Origin of the sequence: Actinoplanes couchii (assembly GCF_016862075.1) — a bacterium.
GTDB classification, from domain to species: domain Bacteria; phylum Actinomycetota; class Actinomycetes; order Mycobacteriales; family Micromonosporaceae; genus Actinoplanes; species Actinoplanes couchii.
Window position 1 is genome coordinate 1 of sequence record NZ_BOMG01000127.1, and the last position, 22261, is coordinate 22261.

18 protein-coding genes are annotated in these 22261 nt (G+C 68.5%); 12 read left to right on the forward strand and 6 right to left on the reverse strand.

What is annotated here, in order from left to right:
- Together Aco03nite_RS48875 and Aco03nite_RS48880 are read right to left on the reverse strand one after the other, a co-directional pair.
- Positions 1 to 321, reverse strand: a 321-nt coding sequence (locus Aco03nite_RS48875) for a hypothetical protein (RefSeq protein ID WP_203809414.1), incomplete at its 3' end; no start/stop codon positions are given.
- Between the two features lie 45 nt (positions 322 to 366).
- Positions 367 to 1152 (reverse strand): maleylpyruvate isomerase family mycothiol-dependent enzyme, encoded by a 786-nt coding sequence (locus Aco03nite_RS48880; protein WP_203809416.1) that lies wholly within the window; start codon positions 1150 to 1152, stop codon positions 367 to 369.
- A gap of 44 nt (positions 1153 to 1196) precedes the next feature.
- On the opposite strand from Aco03nite_RS48880, the gene Aco03nite_RS48885 reads away from it, so the two are divergent.
- The 4 genes from Aco03nite_RS48885 to Aco03nite_RS48900 are packed head-to-tail and all read left to right on the forward strand — an operon-like array spanning position 1197 to position 6050.
- Positions 1197 to 2057: a helix-turn-helix domain-containing protein gene (locus Aco03nite_RS48885; RefSeq protein ID WP_203809418.1), complete on the forward strand. Its 861-nt coding sequence runs from the start codon at positions 1197 to 1199 to the stop codon at positions 2055 to 2057.
- Positions 2058 to 2110: 53 nt separating this feature from the next.
- Positions 2111 to 2932, forward strand: a complete 822-nt coding sequence (locus tag Aco03nite_RS48890; RefSeq protein WP_203809420.1) for an ABC transporter ATP-binding protein — start codon at positions 2111 to 2113, stop codon at positions 2930 to 2932.
- The gene (locus Aco03nite_RS48895; protein WP_203809422.1) at positions 2929 to 3969 is read left to right on the forward strand and encodes an ABC transporter substrate-binding protein; all 1041 of its coding nucleotides are present in this window, start codon (positions 2929 to 2931) and stop codon (positions 3967 to 3969) included. The genes Aco03nite_RS48890 and Aco03nite_RS48895 overlap by 4 nt, the downstream gene beginning before the upstream one ends.
- Positions 3966 to 6050, forward strand: coding sequence for an iron ABC transporter permease (locus tag Aco03nite_RS48900; RefSeq protein WP_203809424.1), 2085 nt, complete (start codon positions 3966 to 3968; stop codon positions 6048 to 6050). The genes Aco03nite_RS48895 and Aco03nite_RS48900 overlap by 4 nt, the downstream gene beginning before the upstream one ends.
- Here Aco03nite_RS48900 and Aco03nite_RS48905 read toward each other — a convergent pair.
- Positions 6033 to 6779 (reverse strand): alpha/beta fold hydrolase, encoded by a 747-nt coding sequence (locus Aco03nite_RS48905; protein ID WP_239146061.1) that lies wholly within the window; start codon positions 6777 to 6779, stop codon positions 6033 to 6035. The two genes, Aco03nite_RS48900 and Aco03nite_RS48905, sit on opposite strands and share 18 nt — an antisense overlap.
- Positions 6780 to 6865: 86 nt before the next feature.
- On the opposite strand from Aco03nite_RS48905, the gene Aco03nite_RS48910 reads away from it, so the two are divergent.
- Positions 6866 to 7660 carry a PHP domain-containing protein gene (locus Aco03nite_RS48910; protein WP_239146062.1) on the forward strand — a complete coding sequence of 265 codons (795 nt, stop codon included), beginning with the start codon at positions 6866 to 6868 and terminating at the stop codon, positions 7658 to 7660.
- Here Aco03nite_RS48910 and Aco03nite_RS48915 read toward each other — a convergent pair whose 3' ends face one another.
- Positions 7661 to 8026, reverse strand: coding sequence for a hypothetical protein (locus Aco03nite_RS48915; RefSeq protein WP_203809425.1), 366 nt, complete (start codon positions 8024 to 8026; stop codon positions 7661 to 7663).
- A 137-nt stretch (positions 8027 to 8163) separates the two neighbouring features.
- On the opposite strand from Aco03nite_RS48915, the gene Aco03nite_RS48920 reads away from it, so the two are divergent.
- The 3 genes from Aco03nite_RS48920 (at position 8164) to Aco03nite_RS48930 (ending at position 11298) form a co-directional block, all read left to right on the forward strand.
- Positions 8164 to 9372 (forward strand): pectate lyase, encoded by a 1209-nt coding sequence (locus Aco03nite_RS48920; RefSeq protein ID WP_203809427.1) that lies wholly within the window; start codon positions 8164 to 8166, stop codon positions 9370 to 9372.
- A 171-nt stretch (positions 9373 to 9543) separates the two neighbouring features.
- The gene (locus Aco03nite_RS48925; RefSeq protein WP_203809429.1) at positions 9544 to 10269 is read left to right on the forward strand and encodes a hypothetical protein; all 726 of its coding nucleotides are present in this window, start codon (positions 9544 to 9546) and stop codon (positions 10267 to 10269) included.
- A 12-nt stretch (positions 10270 to 10281) separates the two neighbouring features.
- Positions 10282 to 11298, forward strand: a complete 1017-nt coding sequence (locus tag Aco03nite_RS48930; protein WP_203809431.1) for a LacI family DNA-binding transcriptional regulator — start codon at positions 10282 to 10284, stop codon at positions 11296 to 11298.
- Here the strand turns inward: Aco03nite_RS48930 and Aco03nite_RS48935 are convergent.
- Both Aco03nite_RS48935 and Aco03nite_RS48940 read right to left on the reverse strand, forming a co-directional pair.
- Positions 11246 to 12046, reverse strand: a complete 801-nt coding sequence (locus Aco03nite_RS48935) for a siderophore-interacting protein (RefSeq protein WP_203809433.1) — start codon at positions 12044 to 12046, stop codon at positions 11246 to 11248. The genes Aco03nite_RS48930 and Aco03nite_RS48935 overlap by 53 nt on opposite strands.
- Positions 12043 to 13065, reverse strand: coding sequence for an iron-siderophore ABC transporter substrate-binding protein (locus tag Aco03nite_RS48940; RefSeq protein ID WP_203809435.1), 1023 nt, complete (start codon positions 13063 to 13065; stop codon positions 12043 to 12045). The genes Aco03nite_RS48935 and Aco03nite_RS48940 overlap by 4 nt, the downstream gene beginning before the upstream one ends.
- 99 nt (positions 13066 to 13164) lie before the next feature.
- Between Aco03nite_RS48940 and Aco03nite_RS48945 the strand changes: the two genes are divergently transcribed.
- From Aco03nite_RS48945 to Aco03nite_RS48960, 4 genes are all read left to right on the forward strand, one after another.
- Positions 13165 to 14124 carry a FecCD family ABC transporter permease gene (locus Aco03nite_RS48945; RefSeq protein WP_239146063.1) on the forward strand — a complete coding sequence of 320 codons (960 nt, stop codon included), beginning with the start codon at positions 13165 to 13167 and terminating at the stop codon, positions 14122 to 14124.
- Positions 14121 to 15083, forward strand: coding sequence for a FecCD family ABC transporter permease (locus tag Aco03nite_RS48950; protein ID WP_203809437.1), 963 nt, complete (start codon positions 14121 to 14123; stop codon positions 15081 to 15083). Before Aco03nite_RS48945 ends, Aco03nite_RS48950 begins: the two co-directional genes overlap by 4 nt.
- Positions 15084 to 15845: 762 nt before the next feature.
- On the forward strand, positions 15846 to 18155 hold the full coding sequence (locus Aco03nite_RS48955; RefSeq protein WP_203809439.1) for a tetratricopeptide repeat protein: 2310 nt from the start codon (positions 15846 to 15848) through the stop codon (positions 18153 to 18155).
- A 243-nt stretch (positions 18156 to 18398) separates the two neighbouring features.
- Positions 18399 to 22064 carry a tetratricopeptide repeat protein gene (locus tag Aco03nite_RS48960; RefSeq protein ID WP_239146064.1) on the forward strand — a complete coding sequence of 1222 codons (3666 nt, stop codon included), beginning with the start codon at positions 18399 to 18401 and terminating at the stop codon, positions 22062 to 22064.
- Positions 22065 to 22261 lie beyond the last annotated feature (197 nt).

A 22261-nucleotide genomic window follows, 5' to 3' on the forward strand; every position in this document is an offset into this window, starting at 1 on the left:
GACGTCGCGGTGCACCACACCACGGCGGTGGATCGCGCCGAGGATCCCGGCCAGCTGACCGGCGAATTCGATCAGCTGGCCGTGCTCCCACGGCATCGGCAGCTCGTTGAGCACGGTGCCCGGCACACAGGCGGTCACCAGCGTCCCGGGCAACTGCCGGTCGTCGAGCCGCGGCACCCCCGGCACGCCGTCGAGGAGCCGCAGCATCGCCCGCTCGTTGTCCAGCCGTCCGGCCGCATCCGGCCCGAGAGGCTGTTTCTGCACCATGTCCCCGGAGCGCACCACCCGGGTGCGCGCGCTGGCGTACAGCACCTCGCTCACACTCTTTGAGTTCGGTTGCCGACCGGTGGCGCTGAGGCGTCCGGGTCAGAAGCCCGGGAATACCGCCCGCAGCTGGTCGAGCGTGATGTTGCCGGTCACGTCGGTGCCGTCCGGCGTGTGGGCCGGGGCGAGCCGCCCGTAGAGCAGCCGCAGCGCCGCCTCCAGCGAACCGGTGAACGTGGCGGTCACCGGCAGCGTCTCGGTGGTGAGCCGGACCGCGTCGGCCACGACGATCCGGTACGGCGTGCCGCTGATCTCGATCACCGCGGGCTCCGGCGCCTCCTTCGGCTTGCCGATGAATCCGAGCAGGAAGCCCAGGCCACCGGCGAGGTGCTCGGCGAGCACGTCCGCCGAGCCGGGGAGCAGCGTCACCTGCGGGTCGAGACCGGCGCGGGCGTCCCAGACGTGGTTGGTGACCTCGCTGAGCCGCAGCGCCGCGAAGGCCGCGAACGGCACCGGCTCGGGCAGGAACGTCCGGACCGTCAGCTCCTCGTGCCGGTCCGCCGGAACCGACTCCAGGGCGGTGACCAGGGCCTGGTCCGACGCGATCGAGCCGCTGGCCTGCTGCTGCGGGCTGAGCGCGTTCCACCTGTCCCACACGCTCTGGTTGAAGTCGGCGGCGGGCGCATCGGCCTCGCCCACCGCGGCCCGGAACCCGGCCAGGGTGATCTCGGCGCCGCTGCCCAGGTGCGACAGGACGTCGGCGACGGTCCAGTCGGCGGCTCCGGACGGGCCGGTCAGTTGGTCGTCGCCGAGCCCGGGAACAAGAGCGGCGAGGGCATCGTGCTCACTGCGCAGAGCCGCGATCGTACGTCCGGCAAGTGTCGTCATGACCTCAGCGTAGTGAGCGGCCGGCCGCGTCTACGCTCGGCCGCATGAATCCATCGACCCCCGCGGAGTTGAGCCTCGGCACGTGGCGGCGGGATCCGGGCACGGTGGTCCGGCGGGCCGTGTCGGTGCCGCCCGGTGATGTGGGTTCGCTCACGATCTACGCCGAGTCCGAGGTGCCCGGGGTCGCCACCGACTGGACGCCGCACTCGCATCCGATGCACGAGCTGGTGTGGGTGCACCGCGGGACGCTGACCTCGCGGATCGGGAACCGGATCGTCACGGTGCCGCCCGGGTTCGGCCTGTGGCTGCCCGCCGGGGTGGTGCATGGCGGCCGGCTGACCGCGGCGGCGGTGCTGCACGACGCGTTCTTCGCCCCGGACCGGACGCCCGTCGCGTTCCCCGGGCCGACTCTGATCACCATGACCATGCTGCTGGAGTCGCTGCTGGCCCGGCTGGCCGGTACCGGGCTGGAGGCGGGGGAGCGGGCCCGTACCGAAGCCGTGGTCTTCGATGTGCTGGAACCGTCGGAGCAGCAGTTCGCGCTGGAACTGCCGGGGGATCCGCGGATCGACCCGATCGCCGAGGCGCTGCTCGCCGACCCGTCCGACGACCGTGGCCTGCTGGAGTGGGCGGCGCATCTGGAGCTGAGCGACCGGACCATCACGCGGGCGTTCCGTGGGGCGACCGGCCTGTCGTTCGCGCAGTGGCGGCAGTCGTTGCGTATTCATCAGGCTCTGGCTCTGCTGTCCGAGGGCGCGGAGGTGGCCACCGTGTCGGAGCGGTTGGGGTACGCCCAGCCGAGCACGTTCATCGCCGCGTTCAGCCGGGTGATGAAGGTGACGCCCGGCCGCCTCGGTGTCCGGAATCCCGTATCGGGTGTCCAGACTGCCGGATTGCAGACCTAGAGCGCGGTCATCTAGCCTCCGTTAGGCAAGGCAAACCTAATTCGGAGTGATGAATGTCCTTCTTACGCGGCGAGCGACTGCTGCTTCGCTACGGGAGGACGGCGGTGGTCCACGGCGTCTCGGTCGAGTTGACGCCCGGCCGGGTGACCGCCCTGATCGGCCCCAACGGCAGCGGCAAGTCCACCCTGCTGCGCGCCCTCGCCCGCCTGCACAAGGTCGACGACGGCGAGGTGACCCAGGCCGACGGCGCGGTGTCGGCGTTCAGCGCCCGCGAGTTCGCCCGCCGGGTCACCCTCTTCGCGCAGTCCCGGCAGGCCCCGCACGGGCTGACCGTCAGCGAGGTCGTCGCGTTCGGCCGGCACCCGCACCGGCGCCGGTTCGCCGGGCCGTCCCCGGAAGACCGGTCCGCCGTCGACACCGCGATGACCGTCACCGGCGTACAGGAGATGGCCGGCCGGTCCGTCGGCGAGCTGTCCGGTGGGGAGATGCAGCGCGTCTGGCTGGCCGCCTGCCTGGCCCAGGAGACCGGCGTCGTCCTGCTCGACGAACCCACCAACCATCTCGACCTGCGGTACCAGATCGAGACCCTCGACCTGGTCCGCGACCTCGCCGACGACCGCGGTGTCGCCGTCGGCATCGTCCTGCACGACCTCGACCACGCCGCCCGGGTGGCCGACACCCTGCTGCTGATGAGCGCCGGGCGCATTCACGCGGCAGGTGTTCCCCACGAGGTGCTCACCGCCGCGAACATCAGCGAGGTCTACGGCCTGCCCGTCGAGGTCGAGACCGATCCCCGTACCGGGCGCCTCCGCATCGATCCGATCGGACGGCACCCGGCCCGCACCAGGAAACAACCGGTAGAGGAAAAAGCATGATCCGTCTCGTTGCCGCAACCGCCCTGACCGCGGTGGCCCTGACCGCCTGCGGAACCACCGAGGTCGAACCGGCCGCCGTCAGCTCGGCCGCCCCCACGTCGCAGTCCTGCGCCGACGACACCACGACCACGTCGACCGCACCGGTCTCGATCACCGACGGTGTCGGCCGCAAGGTCGAACTCGCCAAGCCGGCCGCCCGGGTCGCCGTCCTGGAGTGGCAGCAGACCGAGGACGTGCTCACCCTCTGCCTCAACCCGGTCGCGGTCGCCGACAAGGCCGGGTACGGCACCTACGTCAAGGCCGAGAAGCTGCCCGCCGACGCCGTCGACACCGGCGAACGCGGCGAGCCCGACCTGGACGCGCTCTACGGGGCGAACCCGGACCTGATCATCGTCGAGGCGTTCAAGGCCGACGACGAGGTGATCACCAAGCTGGAGAAGCGCGGGGTGCCGGTGCTCGCCACGGTCGGCGCCGACGCCAAGGGCCAGATCGCGAACATGAAGAAGGTCTTCTCGATGATCGGGCAGGCCACCGGGCGTACCGAGCGGGCCGATCTGGTCCTGAAGCAGTTCGACGAGCACCTGGCCGGGGCGAAGGCGAAGGTCGCCGCGGCGAACGTGACCAAGAAGGACTTCCTGTTCTTCGACGGCTGGATCGAGGGCGGCAACGTCGTCATCCGCCCGTACGGCAAGGGTGCGCTCTTCACCGAACTCGGCGAGCAGCTCGGTCTCACTCCGGCCTGGACCGATCAGATCAACGCGGCGTACGGCAGCGGCGGTGTCGACCCGTCCTACGGTCTCGCCCAGACCGACATCGAGGGCCTGACCGCCGTCGGCAACGCCACCTTCTTCTACGGCGACGACGAGACCCCGGACAGCTACGTCAAGGAACTGACCAAGAGCTCGATCTGGACCAAGCTGCCCGCCGTCACCGAGGGCCGCGCGTACCCGTTCCCGGCCGGTGTCTGGGGCGCCGGTGGCCCGAAGTCCAACGAAGAGGCGATCGACGCCTACGTGAACATCCTGACCACGAAGTGACCGACACCCGCGTCGCCGAGACCGGGCGGACTGCCCGGACCGGGCGCGGCGTGGGCGGGGCGGCCGTGCTGGCCGCCCTGCTCGTCGTGGTGATCCTGATCGGTCTCTGGCACATCACCCAGGGCACCTCCGGTGTCGGCTTCTGGGATCTGCTGCGCTCGCTGCTCGGCGCCCGCGAGGACGTCGGCGGCGTGCCGATCACCGACGTGCTCACCGGCTCCCGCCTGCCCCGGATGCTGGCCGGCATCGCGGTCGGCGTGGCGCTCGGCGCGGCCGGGGCGCTGCTGCAGTCGGTCACCCGCAACGCGCTGGCCGCCCCGGACACCCTGGCCGTCACCGCCGGCTCCTACCTCGCGCTCTGCGTGGTCGCCGCGTTCGGCCTGGCCGTGCCGTTGTGGGCGTCCGGCGCGGTGGCGTTCGCCGGTGGCCTGATCGCCGCCGCCCTGGTGCTCGGTCTGGTCGGCGCCGCCTCCGGCATCAGCACCACCCGGCTGATCCTGGCCGGATCAGCGGTGGCGATGGCCTTCGACGCGGTCAGCGCCATGCTGTTGATCCTCTTCAAGGAGAGCACCACCGGCCTGTACGCGTGGGGCAGCGGCTCGCTGGCCCAGCTGAACCTGGACGCCGCCACCCGGGCCGCCCCGGTCGTCATCGTCACCCTGATCGCCGCGCTGCTGCTGGCCCGGCGCCTGGACGTGCTCGGCCTCGGTGACGACACCGCCGCCTCCCTGGGCGTGCCGGTGCAGACCACCCGGATCTTCGCGGTGCTCTGCGCGGTGCTGCTGACCAGCATCTCGGTGACGCTGGCCGGCCCGATCGCGTTCGTCGGCCTGGCCGCCCCGGTCGTGGTCCGGCTGGCCGCCGCCCGGATCGGCGCCCTGAACCGGCACGTCTTCCTGATCCCGGCGGCCGGCCTGGCCGGAGCGCTGCTGGTGCTGCTCGCCGACGCCGTGCTCCGCGCGGTGATGGGCGCACAGGCCGCCGCGTCGATCCCGACCGGCATCCCGACGTCGCTGCTCGGCGCGGTGGTCATCGTGCTGCTCGCACTCCGGCTGCGCGACGTCGGCAACACCCGCGAGGCGCCCCGCGCCCAGGTCGCGGTCCGTTCCCGCCGCCGGTTCCTGACCGTCACGATCACCGCGGCGGCACTGCTGACCGGGGCGTTCGTCGCCGGCCTGCTCTCCGGAACCCGATGGCTGCGCACCGGCGACATCATGCTGTGGCTGCAGGGCACCGCACCGAACCTGATCGACCTGGCCCTGGACGACCGGGCGCCCCGGGTGGCGGCCGCCGTCGTCGCCGGCGCGGCCCTGGCCCTGGCCGGAACCGTGGTGCAGGGCACCGTCCGCAACCCCCTGGCCGAACCGGGCGTGCTCGGCATCACCGCCGGCGCCGGCCTGGGCGCGGTGATCGTGGTGACCTCCGGGATCGCCGGTGGGCGACCGGTGCTGATCGTCACCGCGGTCGTCCTCGGGCTCGCCACGTTCGCGCTGATCGCCCTGCTGGCCTGGCGCGGCGGCCTGCTGCCGGACCGGTTCCTGCTGATCGGCATCGGCTGCGGGTACGCGCTCAGCGACATCAGCACGTTCCTGCTGCTGCGCGCCGACCCGTGGGACACCCCGCGGATCCTGACCTGGCTGTCCGGCACCACCTACGGGCGGACCTTCGCCGACGTGGTCCCGGTGCTGGTGGTGCTGCTCGTGGCCACCCCGGTGGTCCTGGGCATGACCCGTCAGCTGGACCTGCTGTCGATCGACGAGGACACCCCGAGGATCTTCGGCGTACGCCGGGAACGCACCCGTTTCACCCTCCTGGTGATCGCGGCGTTCGCGGCCGCGGTCAGTGTCGTCGCCGTCGGCGTGGTCGGGTTCGTCGGGCTGGTCGCCCCGCACATCGCCCGCAGTCTCGTCGGCGTCCGGCACGCCCGGATCATCCCGGTGGCCATGCTGCTGGGCGGCCTACTGGTCTGCGTCGCCGACACCCTCGGGCGTACGGTCATCGCGCCCTCGCAGATCCCGGCCGGGCTGATGATGGCGCTGATCGGGGCGCCCTACTTCGTCTGGCTACTGCGCCGAACGTAGAAAGTCCTCGATCAGGGCACTGATCAGTTCCGGTCGCTCGGCCACGAGCGCGTGTGAGGTCCCCGGCACCAGGCACAGCTGGGCGCCGGGGATCGACGCCGCGATCAGCAGGGTGTGGTCCGGCCGGACGGTGTCCCGGTCACCGGCCATCACCAGCACCGGCGCGGTGATCCGGGCCAGATCCGCAGGCTTGATGTGCGGCTCGGTGGTCCACAGCCGGAACAGTTTCGCCAGCACGACGTCGGCGTGCTCCGGCCCGTCCGGGGACAGCCGGTCGTAGTGCATCCGCTCCCGATCCGGCCCTTCCTCTTTCGCCCGCCGCGGCGGTTTCAGCACGGTTCCGGGTGAGTCGGTGAAACCCGACGGGTCCAGGTTGGCGCTGATCGCGGTCAGCGACCGGACCCGCTCCGGATGGTCGAGCGCCAGCAGCAGCCCGATGATCGCCCCGTCGCTGTATCCCACGATGTGAGCGGACGGCACACCGATCGTGCCGAGATAGGCGAGCGTGTCGGCGACCATCCCCGGATAGTCGTAATCCCCGTCGATGTCCGCCGTCCGCCCGTGCCCCGGGCGCTCGAACGCGGCCACCCGATGGTCGCTGATCAGGGCGTCCGACTGGGCCCGCAACGACTCCAGCGAACACCAGCCGCCGTGCAGCAGCAGGACCGGCTCGCCGTCGCCGGTGATCTCCGAATACATGTCGGATTCTCCGATCCGCAGGTAGGGCATGACCTCAGCGTAGATCGCCCCGCCTATCATGGGCCGGGCAGCCCAACGGCGGGCCTGCACCGCTGTCACCCTCCGGAAGGACTGCCTTGACGTTCCCCGTTCTGCCCGCCGACGGTCACGTACACAGCGAATGGTCCTGGGACGCCGGCCGGCGCGGCGCCGACATGGTCCTGACCTGCGCCCGCGCGGTCGAGATCGGCCTGCCCGCGCTGGCGTTCACCGAACACCTCGATCTCACCAGTTGGACCGACTTCACCGCCCCGCCGCTGGACGTCGACGGCTACCTGGCCGCCGTCGACCGCTGTCGGCACCGGTTCCCCAGCCTGCGCATCCTCACCGGCCTGGAACTGGGCGAGCCGCACTGGCACGCCGACGAGGTGGCGAAACTCCTCGCCGGCGGCGACTTCGAACGGGTCATCGGCTCGCTGCACACGGTCAGCACCCCGGACGGGCTGAGCGAGGCCAACAAGGCGTTCGCCTTCCTGCCCGCCGACCAGGTGATGCGCGACTACCTGCGGGAGATCCCGAACCTGGTCGCCGGATCGGACGCCTTCGAGTCGCTGACCCACATCGACTACACGGTCCGCCGCTGGCCGGCGTCCGCGGGCCCCTTCGACCCGTACGTGTACGAGGAGGAGTTCCGAGCGGCGCTGCGCGCTCTGGCCGACAGCGGCCGGGCCCTGGAGATCAACACGACGATCCCGCTGAGCGCGACGATCCTCGGCTGGTGGCGCGACGAGGGCGGCACGGCGGTCACGTTCGGCAGCGACGCCCACTCACCCGAAGACGTGGCCCGCGGCTTCCCCGACGCGGTGGCGATGGCCGACGCCTTCGGCTTCAAACCGGGCCCGCGGCCGTACGACTGGTGGTCCCGCGCCTGATCAGCCGCCCCGGATCGTGCGGTCCGGGGCCCGCGACAGTTCGCCGTCCCAGAACTCGACGGAGTACCGCAGCCCGGCCGCGGCCAGAGCGGTCCCGAGATCGTCGAGCCGGGACGGGTCCACCACGCCGCTGAAGATCACCGTGTCCGGGAGCTGGCGCAGTTCGAGACACACCCACTCCCGCTCGACCTCGAAGTCCGTCCACGAACTCGCCCGCACCCGCCACCCGGCGGCGGCGAACGACGCGGCGATGGTCTTCGCGGGCGGGGAGCCGGTGAACGATCCGTACACGTTGTTGTCGAGCCCCGCCCACTCGTCGGCGAGACGTGGTCCCGGCGTGCCGCCGGAGGTGATCGCCGGCTCCATGCGGGGAAGCGTAGGCGGAGCGTGCCGTAAATCGGAAGACACCTTGGCTTAACATCGATCAGTCTCTATCGTGCTGGGGAAAGCGCTTTCCCCCCGCTTGAAGGCGCTCCGATCCCCAACATGGAAGTGAGACACCGATGAGGAGACCAACCGTCTTCCGCTGGATAGCCGCGGGCTCCACCGTGGCTGCCTCGGCCGCGATCGCGCTGTCGCTGCCCGCCGGGAGCGCCTACGCCGCCGACAACCTGAGCCTCGGCGGGGACGCCGACGGGTCCAGCAAGGCCAGCGGCACCAGTTACGGCAACGTCCGGGACGGCAACACCGCCACCTACTGGGCGCCGGGCAGCACCACCGGCTACGTCTCGGTCAAGTGGAGCAGCGCCACCACGGTGTCCTCGGCGGTCATCAAACAGGCCTCTGGCGGCGGCACCATCAGCGCCTGGCGTGTCCTCAACGCCGACTCCGGCTCGGTGCTGACCAGCGGCAGCGGCAGCCCGAGCACCATCTCGTTCACCTCCACCTCGCTGAAGAAGCTGACGTTCGAGATCACCAGCGCGTCGGCGGCGCCGCGGATCGCCGAGTTCGAGACGTACTCCAGCGGCGGTGGCACCACCCCGACGACCAGCCCCACCGCCGGGCCCAGCCCCAGCCCGACCAGCGGCACCGGCACCCCGACCGGCGCCTGGCCGTCGTCGCAGGGCAACGTGTCGGTCTCCGGCACCGTCCCGGTGTCCGGGGTCTACGACGGTGGCATGAAGACGTTCTGCTGCATCGGTGACGGTTCGCAGAACGAGTCGCAGGACCCGATGTTCTCCATCGCCAACGGCGGCACCCTGCAGAACGTCATCATCGGCTCCCCGGCCGGCGACGGCGTGCACTGCGAGGGCACCTGCACGATCCGCAACGTGTGGTGGAACGACATCGGCGAGGACGCCGCCACGTTCAAGGGCACCGGCGGCGGTACGAGCTACGTGATCGGTGGCGGCGCCCGGTCGGGCAGTGACAAGACGTTCCAGCACAACGGGAACGGCACCGTCAACATCTCCGGCTTCTACCTGAGCGGCTCCGGCAAGCTCTACCGGGGCTGCGGCAACTGCACCAACTCGTACCAGCGGCACGTGAAGATCGACAACGTGCTGCTCAACGACATCGACATGGTCGCCGGCATCAACACCAACTGGGGCGACACCGCCACCATCACCCGGGTCACCCTGACCAACAGCTCCAGCGCCACCGTCTGCGGCCAGTACCAGGGTGTCGCCAAGGGCAGCGAGCCGAAGTACCTGGGCGAGGGCTGGAACAACAGCAACTGCAAGGTCACCCAGGCCGACATCACCCGTAAGTAGCAACGGCGGGTCCGTCCGGTGGGTTCGGCGCGAGTCGCACCGAACCCACCACTCGGCGGTGGCACGGTCCTGCGATCCTCGATGGACATGACCGGGATCCGTACCGCAGAGCTGAGGTTGTTGCCCTGGCGCCCGCGTGTTCGTGGGATAGAGGTCCCTGAGGATCTCGCCATGCTCGATTTCGATGACCTGATCGGTGGTGCCATCGGCTTCGTGGTCTGGTTGTTCGTCGTGCTGCTCGCTTTCGGCATTCTGCCGTTCTTGCTGTTCCCGCTCGAGGTCGCGGTGCTGCTGGTGTTCGTCCCCGGCTTCTACCTGCTCCGGATGGTCGGGGTGACGACCTGGCCGGTGGTCGTCCGCAACCCGGCCGGCGAGGTCGTCCGGGTCGAGCGGCACCGCTGGCTGCACCGGGCCCTGGCCCGCCGCGACGCCCTCCGAAAACCAAAGGATCAAGAGATGGGATGGGTGACGACCCTGTGGTCGCGGGGAGAGGCGCCGTGTGACGGCATCTACTGGCCGGACGACACCGGCCGCGAGTTCGACACGGACGGCACCAAGCTCACCCGGGTCACGTTCGGTGGCCCGATCGATGTCCTCCGGCAGGCCCGGGAGAATCCGGACGACACCATGAAGGTCGATCACTCGACTGTGGAACTTCCGGACGGCAGACATCTCCGGTACGGCGAGGGCCCGCTGGGCAGCGACGGCATGTTCGCGCTCGTGGAGCCGGACGGCACGCTCGTCTTCGTCGTCGCACTCACCGACTCGAACCCGTTCGAGAAGGCCACCGTCGACGGGCACAAGGTGTACCTCAGCAACAACCACCGCAACAGCAACAACGAACGCAACACGCTCGAGATCGACCTGTCCGATCCTCGCTTCTACGGCCCGGAGTGAAAAGATCCGGGGATGGGCAATCCGACGCTGCACGACGTGGCGCGCAGGGCCGGGGTGGGCAAGTCCACCGTGTCGAACGTGCTGGCAGGTACCGGCCGCCCGTCTGAGGCGACCCGGGAGAAGGTCCTCGCGGCGGTCGCCGAGCTGGGCTACGCACCGAACCGGGCGGCCCGGCTGCTGCGCGGCGGCCGGACCGGGGTGGTCGGCGTCTACGTGCCGGGCAACCCGTCGCTGTCGGAGTACTACATGCGGTTCGTGTTCGGGGTGATGGAGCCGCTGTCCGCGCGTGGCCGGGACACGGTGATCCTCAGCGGCGCCGACCGCAGCACCCTGCCGCCGATGGACGGGGTGATCCTGTCCGATCCGGACGAGACCGATCCGGCGATCGCCGCGCTGCTGGCCTCGGGCCTGCCCACGGTGTGTTTCGAGCGGCCCTTCGGAACCTCGGTGAGCAGTCCGGACATAGTGCTCTGGTGTGATCACCGGGCGGCGCTGACCACGGTCCTGGACGACATGCGGGCCGCCGGTGGGCGGTGGCCGGCGTTGATGATCCCGCCGGAGACCGGGGACTGGACGGCGCAGCTGGGTGTGGCCTACCGGGACTGGTGTGCCCGGCACGGGGTCACGCCGGTGATCGGGAGTGTCGACTGGATACCGACTCCGGCCCAGCTCGACACGGTCGCCGACACGCTGCTCACCGAGCATCCGGGGATCGACGGGCTGGTCTGCGGGCCGGTGGACACCGCGCCGGCCGTGCTGCCCACCCTGCGACGGCACGGCCGGACGGTCGGCGTGGACTTCCAGCTGGCCACCGGCACCGAGTCGACCGCCGCCCGGCTGGGGCAGCCGCCGATCACCGCGATCGACATCGACCCCCTGGAAGCGGGCCGCCGGTGTGCGGCGCTGCTGGACGGGCTGCTCACCGGCGAGCCGGGTGGCGAGATCGAGCATCCGGTGACGGTGCACCGCCGGGGCTCTACAGTCCTCGGCGCGCCAGCTCCTCCTCCACCTTCTCGCCGGCGACGGTGATCGAGTCGCCGTTGTCGACGCAAGCCTGGTAGAACCGTTCGATCTCGGTGCTGACGGCGGCGTACCGGCGTTCCCAGTTCTCCGCCTCGGCCCGCCAGTAGCCGACCGCGGTGATCTGGTCCCGCTGGAAGCCGTGCACGTCCCGCCAGTGTGAACGGACCTTGCGGGCCTCACTGGTCTCCCCGGCGAACCAGACGTAACCGCGGCCCGGCGGCGGTTCGAAATCGTCAGATAGTACACGCGGATGGTCAAGATACGCGGGATCGTCCTCGACGGCCCGCACCATGATCGGAACCGGACTGTCGTGCTGTTCCACGATCCGGGCCACCGCGGGCAGCCCGGTCAGGTCGGTGATCAGCAGGATCCAGTCGGTGTTCGCCGGCGGTTTGTACCAGCCCCGCTGTCGCCACAGCACCAGGCCGTCCCCGGGTGACGCGTTCTCCGCCCAGTTCGACGCGACACCGGTGCCGTGCCGGGCGAAGTCGATCACCAGGCTGTCGGGCGAGACAGACCGGATCGTGTAGTTCCGGCCGATCGGCGCATTCGGTAGACCGTGATACCCCCACACCCCGTCGATGCAGGTCATCAGCGGGGGAGAGGACTCGCCGGCTCGCGGGAAGTAGAGCGTGACCGATTCGTCGGGCGTACCCAAGGAAAGGAATGAAGCCAGGCCTGGACCGCCCACCTCGACCCGGATGAAGTGTGAGCCGACCGGACGGACCGCGAGAACCGACACGTGCCAGGTCATTTGGCGCTGAAATCGCTGGTGGTGGCCACGTCGCCGTCGACCGCCGCGGCGAGCGCCGGGACGATCGTGTCGATGACGTAGGGCAGGCTGAGCACCGAGGAGAACGAGAACGCGCCGTTGGCCTCCTGGCCGAGGAAGACGTCGCGGCCCTCCTTGTGCACGGCCCGGTCGGTGTAGAGCGGGTTGGCCAGCAGCTGCTTGATCAGCGCGTCGTCGGGCGCCTCGGACCAGACCGCGACCTTGACGTCGAGCAGGTCGAAGCGTTCCTTGCTGATCGTGTAGTAGTCGTTGGCGTTGTCGGTCAGCTTGCCGACCTCGTCGCTCATGGTCAGTCCCAGGTCGAGCAGCACCTGACTGCCGGTGGCGTTCGGGCTGAAGATGTAGAACTGGCCCTCGAAACCGGAGGCGAACACCGTGGACGCGCCCTTGAGCTGCGGGTATTTGGTGCTCGCGGCGGCCAGCCGGGTCTCCAGGTCGGTCACCATCTTCTCGGCTTCGGCGCTCCTGCCGAGGATCTGGCCGGCCTTGCGGGTCTTGTCCTGCCAGGTGACGGCCCACGGGTCGTCGGCGCTGGGCTGCGCCACGGTCGGCGCGATCTTGTTGAGGGTGTCGAACTGTTCCTGGGTCAGACCGGCTGAGACGCCGACGATGACGTCCGGGTCCAGTCCCAGGATCTGCTCGTAGTCCAGGTCGGCGCGGGGCAGCACGGTCGGCTTCGCGCCCTTGAGGTACGACTGGGCCCACGGCCAGGTGGCGGACGGCTGATCGCCGTACCAGTCCCGGATCGCCACCGGCACCGTGCCGAGCGCCAGGTAGTAGTCCTGTTCGGAGTAGCCGACCACGACGACCCGCTCGGGTTTCGCCTCGAGGACGGTCTTGCCGAAGGCGTGGTCGACGGTGACCGGGAAGGTGTCACCCGCTGCCGAGGCGCTGGACTCCGGTGTCGTGGCGGCATCGCCGCAGCCGGCGAGGGCGAGAAAAAGTGTCGTCGCGGCGAGCGCGCGTTTGAGTGCAGACATGTGTCGTGTCTTTCGCGTGGGGGCTGATCAAGGGGGCGTGCCGCCGTTAGGGTAGCCTAACCTGACTTAAAGATGGAACGTTCCACCGGAGTGCTTTGGATGACACGACGAGCCGGACTCGCAGCCTGCGTGCTGCTGCTGGGGGTGACGATCGTTCTCGGACTCGCCATCGGCGCCCGGGACCTGTCCTGGGACGTGGTGCTGCACGCGCTGCGCACCCGCGAGGGCGAGGCCGGCGAGATCGTCTGGGCGGTCCGGATCCCGCGCACGATCCTGGCGCTCTGCGTCGGCGCCGCCCTCGGCGTGGCCGGCGCCCTCATGCAGGCCCTGACCCGCAACCCGCTCGCCGACCCCGGACTGCTCGGTGTCAACGCGGGCGCCGCCGCCGCGGTCGTCCTCGGCGTGGTCCTCGGACTGCCCGACGGCGACGTACCCCGGCTGATCCTGGCCCTGATCGGCGCCGGACTCGCATCGGCCCTGGTGATGGCACTCGGGCACAGCCTGATCCTGGCCGGCGCGGCGATCACCGCCACCCTCACCGGCCTGGTCGCCGGGATCACCCTGCTCGACCAGAACGCGTTCGACCACTACCGCTTCTGGGTCGTCGGCACACTCGCCGATCAAACCCTCGACCTGCTGCGGTACGCCGGACCGGTACTGCTGGCCGGCCTGGTCATCGCGGTCGGGGTCGGCCGGGTGCTGGACGTGATCGCGCTCGGTGACGACAGTGGGGCCGCCCTCGGCGCGAACCCGGCCCGCACCCGCCTGTGGGGCCTGACCGCCGTCGCGCTGCTGTGCGGGGCGGCCACCGCGCTGGTCGGCCCGATCGGCTTCCTCGGCCTGGCCGTCCCGCACGCGGCCCGCCTGATCTGCGGCGCGCGACAGCGCTGGATCCTGGCGTACAGCGCAATCCTCGGTCCTCTGGTCCTCCTCGCCGCCGACGTGCTCGGCCGCATCGCCGCCCGCCCCGGCGAGATCGAGGTCGCGATCGTGATGGGCCTGATCGGAGCACCGGTGTTCATCGCCCTGGCGCGCACCCGGAAGGTGGCGGACCTGTGAGGCGCCCGGCCGTCGTCGTCACCGTGCTGCTCGCCACCGCGCTGGTGCTGGCCGTGGTCGCGGTCGCCACCGGCACCCTGCCGATCCCGCTCGCCGACCTGTGGGCGGCGCTCATCGGGGACGGTGACCGTAGGACGCTGTTCGTCCTGCGGGAGCTGCGCGGGCCCCGGATCGGGCTGGCGCTGATCGTCGGGGCGGCGCTCGGGGCCGCCGGGGCGCTGTTCCAGAGCGTCACCCGCAACCCGCTCGGCAGCCCCGACATCGTCGGGTTCACCAGCGGCGCCGCGACCGGGGCACTGGTCGCGATCCTGGTGCTGCCGGCCGGGGTGATCTCCGCCGGGGCCGGTGCGGTCGCCGGTGGTTTCGCGGTCGCGCTGGTCTCGGTGCTGACCGGCGGCACCGGGCGGCGGCTGATCCTGGTCGGCATCGGGCTGGCGGCGTTCCTCACCTCGGTCAACTCGTTCCTGCTCACCCGGGCGAGCATCACCGAGGCGCAGAACGCCGGGGTGTGGCTGGTAGGCAGCCTCAACGGGCGCGGCTCGCACCTTCTGATGAGCGCGATCCTGACGTTCGCCCTGCTGCCGCTTGCGGCGTGGTACGGTCGCGGGCTGACGATCCTGGAGATGGGGGACGACAAAGCCCAATCCCTGGGCGTACGCCCGGACCACCAGCGGTTGATCGCCATCGCCGTCGGTATCGGGCTGACCGGCGCCGCAGTGGCGGCGGCCGGCCCGGTCGGTTTCGTCGCCCTGGCCGCGCCCCAGCTGGCCCGCCGCCTCACCCGGGTGGCGTCCCCGATGCCGGTGGTGTCCGCGCTGGTCGGGGCGGTGCTGCTGCTGGCCGCCGACATGCTGGCCCAGCGGGTCCTGACACCCCAGCAGATCCCGGTCGGCGCGATGACCGGTTTCCTCGGCGGTATCTACCTGATCATGCTGCTGCGCCGCCGCACCAGGCTCTGAGGTGCGTGAGTCGCGCGATCGTAATGCGTAGGTTGTCGACTCTTGTCATCGTTGTGCAACTGCTCGCGTCTGTTTCCTTCATGTACACGGACGATCTTGCGGGCCAAGCTCGACGAGCCTCAACCTGTTACACCAAGACCGGGCACCGCGAGGGACCTCTAGCGCCACCACGCCCCGAGGCGATTTGGAGGTCACCTACTTCGCACACGGGCTGCAAGCCCGACCGGGATGGCCAGTTCCTGTCGGGCCCGCTGGCCCCTGCCGTGCCGGGCGGACGGACTGTCCGCCGACTGCCCATCAAGCGGGCCATTGCTATGCGCGGAACCGTCATAATGGATCCATGAAGAAGCCAGTACGGATAGCGATCTCCGCAGCTGGGGCGATAGCGGGAATCGCGGCGACGGCCGTGTGTGTCATCCTGCTGGCACGGCAGGGTCTGGACCGCGCGGAGAAGATTCTATCCATCGCCTCGTGCTTGTTCACGTTCGCCGGTTTCGCGTTGAGCTGGCTGACCTGGCGTAGGACCGCGCCGGCTCTCCCCGAAGCTCCCGCTACCACCTCGTCCGGGCCGGCCTCGGTAGCCGTGACAGGGAGCAGCAGTGGCTCCATAGATGCCGAGGCGTCTGACGTCGACACTCCTCAAGGCACCCCTGCCGCCCCCGCCAGCGGAGTGCACGCGACCGGTGCGGGCTCAGTCGCGGTAGGCGGCGATAACGACGGCCAGATCCGTACCAGAGTGACGGGTTGGCGGGGCAAGAAGCCATGAGCTTCCTTCGGCCGGATCCGCCGCCGGCGGACTTCAGCACCGAGGCATCCGGAACGGGCAGCGTCGCGTTGCGGGATAACTACGGCACAGTCGCTACGAACGTCATTCTGCCAAGAGACGTGAGCTGGCCGGTGCGGGTTGGTCTGGTACCACGGCTGGCTGACTGTTTCCAGGATCGGTCTCTTGAGGGAATTGCCGACTTCGCTGCGGTGGAGGAGACGGTTCCGGGTGGGTCGACCATGCTGCTATCGGGCATGGGCGGGGTGGGTAAGACGCAGGTTGCGGTGAGCCTCGCCGAGCGGCTGTGGCGCGACAGGCAGCTCGACCTGCTCGTGTGGATTTCGGCGACCTCCCGGGCCGGAATCCTCGGCGGCTATGCCCGCGCCGGTTTGGCGGTCGCGGCGCCCGGCGTGCAGGGCACCGATGCGGAGGCGGATGCCGCCCAGTTCCACGGCTGGCTGAGCGCCACTGACCGGCGATGGCTGATCGTGCTCGACACGCTTGAGCGCAGCGCTGACCTTCAAGGGCTGTGGCCCCCAAGCCGCGATCTCGGTCGCACCGTGCTGACCACTCGCCTTCGCGGTGTGGCTCTCGACGGTCCGGATCAGCGTCTTGTGCAGATGGGCACGTTCACCGCCGCTGAGGGGGCGGCATACCTGCAAGCCCGGCTCGAAGGCCACCCGGACCTTGCCGACGACATCGACGGCGTGGTCACCGACCTTGGAAGCCTGCCACTGGCTCTGGGCCAGGCCAGTGCGTTCCTACTCGATGAGCATGTGCCCTGCTCGGTGTACCGGACACGCTGGGCCGATCGCCGGGTGCGCCTCGACGACTTGATGCCCGACCCCGAGGATCCCAACGGTCTTCCGGACGACTACCAGCGCACGGTTGCCGTCACCCTGTCGCTGTCCGTGGAGCCGGCCGGCCGAGCCCGGCCGGCCGGTCTAGCTCGGCCGGTGCTGGAACTGGCCAGCGTGCTGCACCCTGCCGGCATCCCTGCGTCGCTATTCACCACCGAGGCCGCGCTCAATTGGCTCACGCACCATTGCTCTAACACACAAGTGAATGGCGCGGGCGTGATCCACTCCGCACTGCGTTGCCTGCACCGTCTCAACCTGATGACCCTCGACAGCAGCAATGTCATGGTTCACGCGCTGGTGCAGCGAGTGATGCGAGAGACGAAGGCCGACGAGGAACTGACTGACCTTGCTTGGGCGGCCGCCGATGCGCTGGCTGAGGAGTGGCCCCAGGTCGCGAGCGATCGCGACTACGCTCAGCGGTTGCGCGATAATGCCGCGACTGTGTACGGGTACGGCAAGGAGGTGCTGCTGCACCCGGACATCCACCCAGTTTTGGCCCAAGCGGCGAGCAGTCTCGGGGAGTCCGGCGACGCCGTCGGTGCCGTGGCCGCGTACGAACGGCTCCACGCCGACATCGTCCGGATGCCCCACCACGATTCCGGAAGTGCCTTGAACTTGCGGCACCTTATGGCACGGTGGCAGGTCAGAGCGGGAAACCCGTCCGAAGCCGTGGCCACGAACGCAGCTTTACTCCCAGCGCTTATCGAGGTGAAAGGACCGGAGCACCCCCTCACGCTGGCAACACGCAATAACCTCGCCCAGGCGCAAGGCGAGTCGGGGAACCCCGATGCCGCCGTGAGCGCCTACCGGCAACTGCTACCCGATCTGAATAGGATTCTGGGACCGTCTGACCCCCTCACCCTGGTGGCTCGCTTAAATAACGCCCATTGGCGGGGTGTGGCTGGCGGTCCGGCCGGCGCCGCCGCCGAGTATGAGCAGATGCTCGACGACTTCGAGCATGTTCTGGGTCCGGATGCCTTCGAAACGATGGTGGTACGCAACAACCTCGCCCTTTTGAAGGGCTTGGTGGACGTGGCCGGCGCGATAACTGACGCTCAGGATGTACTCGAGAACCAGCTGCGCGAACTCGGCCCCGAGCACCTGAGCACCCTTAAGACCCGCAGCAATCTCGCCACCATGCGGGCCAAAGCCGGTGACCTCGCAGGCTCGATCGAAGCGCACCGACAGCTTCTCGCCGATCGAACCCGGGTGCTCGGACCTGAACACCCGGACACCCTGCTCACCCGGGCCAATATTGCTGATCTGCAAGGCACGGCAGGGAACCCGTCGGGTGCCGCGGCAGCATATGAGCAGATTCTCGTTGATCAACTTCGCGTGCTCGGCCCTGACCATCCGGACGTTACGATCAGTCGGCGGAGCCTGCATGAATGGCGCGAGCAGGCGGGGGGAGGGGCGATCTCCGATAGCGGCGGACGGCGGGGCTAGCACTCTCGGTATTGGAAGGAGTAGTGATGGCGGACCCTGCACTGATGCGTCTGCTGAGGGGATACCGACCTCCGGACCAGCGAACGCCGAAACGGCAGTTGACGTAAGCGATACGGGTTCGGTTGCCGTCGAGGGTGACAGCACTGCACCGATCAGCACCCGCGTCAATGGCTCCGAGCACCGTCCGAAGATATGACTTCAAGGCGACGCGACGAAGAAGCGCCTACGCCAGAAGGTGTCCGCGTGGAGGCATCAGGCCCAGGAGCGGTCGCAGTTGGCGGCAACAATAACGCTCCCATCACCACCACGGTGATTGGCAGGGTGGTTTTCGGCGACGACATCCGGATCACGCACGTGGGCGGGGACGTCACGATCAGCGTTGACCGGCCGGTTTACCGCGTGACACCGGCTGTGATTGTCCCAGTGGTGATAAGCGCGTCCCAGGCGCGGGCACAACCGAGTCGGCTGCTGCTAGCGCGTCACCAGGTGGTGCCATTCACCGGTCGCGACCGGGCTCTGGAAGAACTCGCCACCTGGATGACCGACGATGATACGGTGTCGGCCCGGCTGATCCACGCCGCGGGCGGGCAGGGGAAGAGCCGTCTTGCCGATGAGGTGAGCGCCAGGTATGCGAGGGCGGGCTGGACGGTCTGGCAGGTGAGGTATACCCCTGTTTCAGTTCCGGGCCGGGAGATTACTACCGCGCCAGCGTCCCGGGTCGAACTGACGAGCGGGGCACTGCTGGTGGTCGTGGACTATGCGGACCGGTGGCCGTTCTCAGCCGTGTTGGCCTTGCTCACACAACTACGGCAGCTGCACGCCGCAGCGAGTACGAAAGTACGGGTGCTGCTCCTAGCCCGCAGCGCCGGCTTCTGGTGGCAGGCAATAGCCAACCGCGCCGACAGCGACCTGGACATCCAAGCCGACCAGATAGCGCTACCTTCGCTTGCTGCCGACAGTGCCGACGACCGGCAAGCGCTATACCGGGTGGCGGCCACCCGCTTTGCTAACGCCCTCGACGTGCCAGGCGATAACTGGTCGGCGCCCGATCTATCCGGGGACGATTTCGCGCAGGTCTTAGCCGTGCATATGACCGCGTTGGCAGCCGTCGACGCGCACCGGCACGGCTATGTGCCGCCCGTGCGCCCGCATGCGGTGTCGTCTTACCTATTGCGGCGGGAACAAGCTCATTGGCAAGAGATCCACGCTTGGTCCGAGCCTCCGATGGTGACGCCGCCGCAAGTCATGCATCGTACGGCTTTCACGGCGACGCTGACGGGTGTCCTGCCGCGGCTCGCCGCGCGGCAGGCACTCCTGTGTACTGCGCTTGCTAGTAATGAGACCGGGGCAGACCAAATCATCGACGACCACCGCGCGTGCTACCCGCCCACGGCCCCCACCACGGTGCTGGAACCGGTACACCCTGATCGGCTCGGCGAAGATCTAATCGCCCTATCTACGCCCGGCCACGGCCACGACGACCTGCCCGGCCTGACCGATGACTGGACACTCACCACGCCCGACGTGCTACTCAGCGCCCTTGGCCAGAAACAATGGGCCCCAGCGGTGGTCACTACCCTGGTGGAGACCGCGTATCGATGGCCACATGTCCGTACCGGCCAGTTGTACTCGCTCGTCCGCCACCGTCCCGACTTGGTCATCACCGCCGGCGGCGCCACACTGACCCGGCTGGCCGGGATCCCCGACGTTGACCCCGAGATTCTCGAGATTCTCGAGTCGCACCTACCCGCCGACCGCCACATCGACCTCGATATCGCCGCGGCCGCGATCACCGAGAAGACTGTCCCCTACCGACTCCGTCACACCACCGACCCGGTAGTGCACGCCCAGTTACATATGGACTACGCCCGACGCCTGTCTAACGCCGGACAACATACGAAGGCCGTGCTGGAGTATGAGGAGGCTACCGCGGTCTACCGTCAACTTGCGAGGACAGACCCAGCCGTCCACCTGTCCAACCTCGCGATGTCATTGGCCAACCTCGGAAGCATGTTGTCCCAACTAGGCAACCATGACGAGGCCCTGATTCGCGTTGAGGAAGCCATCATCATTCTTCGTCCGTTGGCTAAGCGGATCCCTGCCGCTCACCTGCCCAATCTGGCATCCTCGGTGGGCAACCTCGGCATGATCCGGTCAGGCCTGGGCCATGACCATGAGGCGCTACTCCTCATGGAGGAAGCCGTCGTGCTCAACCGCAAGCTGGCGAGAACAGATCCGAACGAACACCAGCCGAACCTCGCTGTGTCGTTGACCAACCTCGGCAACATGCTCGACAGACTCGGCCGTCATGACGACGCGCTGCCTCCCGCCGAGGAAGCCGTCACGATATATCGCAGATTGGCGAAGAGAGATGCAGCCGTCTACTCGCCGGATCTGGCGACGTCGCTGACCAATTTTGGCATCCGGCTGTCTCAGCTAGGTGAGTATCAGCTCGCTCTGCCCCCGACCGAGGAAGCCGTCACAATCTTCCGGCAACTGGCCAGGAAGAACCCGAACGCTTACCTACACGGGTTCTCGGTGTCGCTGAGCAACTTGAGCGCCCGGTCGCTGCAGCTAGGACACCACGCTCAGGCACTGACTGCGTCCGAGGAGGCTGTGTCGATAAACCGCCGACTAGCCGAGACGAACCCGGCTGTTCACCTCCCTCGCCTAGCCAGCGCGTTGAACAACCTCGGGACCTCGTTAAAGGAATCAGGCAGGCACAGGGAGGCGCTGCTCTCCACGCAGGAAGCCGTCGCCATTTCCCGACGGATGGCTGCAACGAATCCAATGATCTATTTGCCCGAGCTGGCGGGCCAGCTAACCAACCTCGCCTCCCTTCTGGCGCATATAGGCCTATACGAAGATGCTTTGGCGCCAGCAGAGGAGTCCGCTAGCATCTATCGTCGATTGTCCGAGACGGCACCGGACGCCCATGCGCGGAACGCTGCGGTGTCGCTGACGAATCTCGGCATCCGGCTGTCGCAGTTGGGGCGCCAAATCGAGGCTTTGTCTCCGAGAGAGGAAGCTGCGGCGCTCTATCGCCGGCTCGCTGCGAAGAACCTAAAATATTTGCCGGCCCTTGCGGGCGCACTGACTGATCTGGTCGCATCCTATTTCCAATTGGGACGTTATCGAGACGCCCTGTCACCAGCCGAAGAAGCAACCAGTATCAGCCGGCAGTCGGTCGATGCAAACCTTGCCGACAACCTGCCGCAGCTCGCCATGTCATTGATCAATCTAGGCGGTGTCCGTACGCAGCTAGGTCTTCCTGATGCAGCCCCGACGGTTGAGGAGGCGGTCGCGGTATATCGCACCCTGGCAAACGATGACTCAATCACCTACCTTCCAAGACTCGCCGCGTCGTTGAACAACTTGGGAATTTCCCTGTTCGAGCAGGGGCGCCTAGAAGAGGCGGCGCTCGCGGTCGAGGAGGGTATCGACATCTATCAGAGAGTCGGAGTGCCGGATCCGATCACCTACTTACCCGAGTTAGCCGCCGCGCTGACCAACCTCGCCACCTGGTTGCCCGCACTGAACCGACCACAGGAGGCTCTGGCTTCAAGTAAGAACGCCATCGATATAAGTCGGCGGTTGGCCGAGGTGCAGCCAGCTGTCCATGCTCCGAGTCTTGCGCTCTCGCTTCGAACTTATGCAAGCGTGTGCGTCAGAGTGAACGCGGACCTGCCGATAGCCCTGACGGCGATCGACGAAGCCATTGAGCTTTACGAGCAGCTATTTGAGGGAAATCCGCAGCTTTTTGCTGGTCACGCCCTCGCCGCATACGACACACGTGCCGAGCTCCTTGATCGAGTAGGCCGTTTGGCCGAGGCGGCCGAACTACGTGCAAAGTTGCAGCATGTCAGGTCGCTTAGGCGACCTGGTGCCAATCCAAACGGCGACGGCTGACCAGGCTGACGACTACGGAACAAAACACGGAAAAGTAGACCGTTCGCAAACCTTCGTGCGGCGGAGCCGGAAGGCTGAGCACCCAGCACCGGCCCTGACGCGTTCCACGCTGCGGGCGACCCGTACGGCCGGTCCGACCAACAAACGCCGTAGACACCGTGCTGGCCGGGTTGACGGTTCGTTGCGGGGGTGGTCCC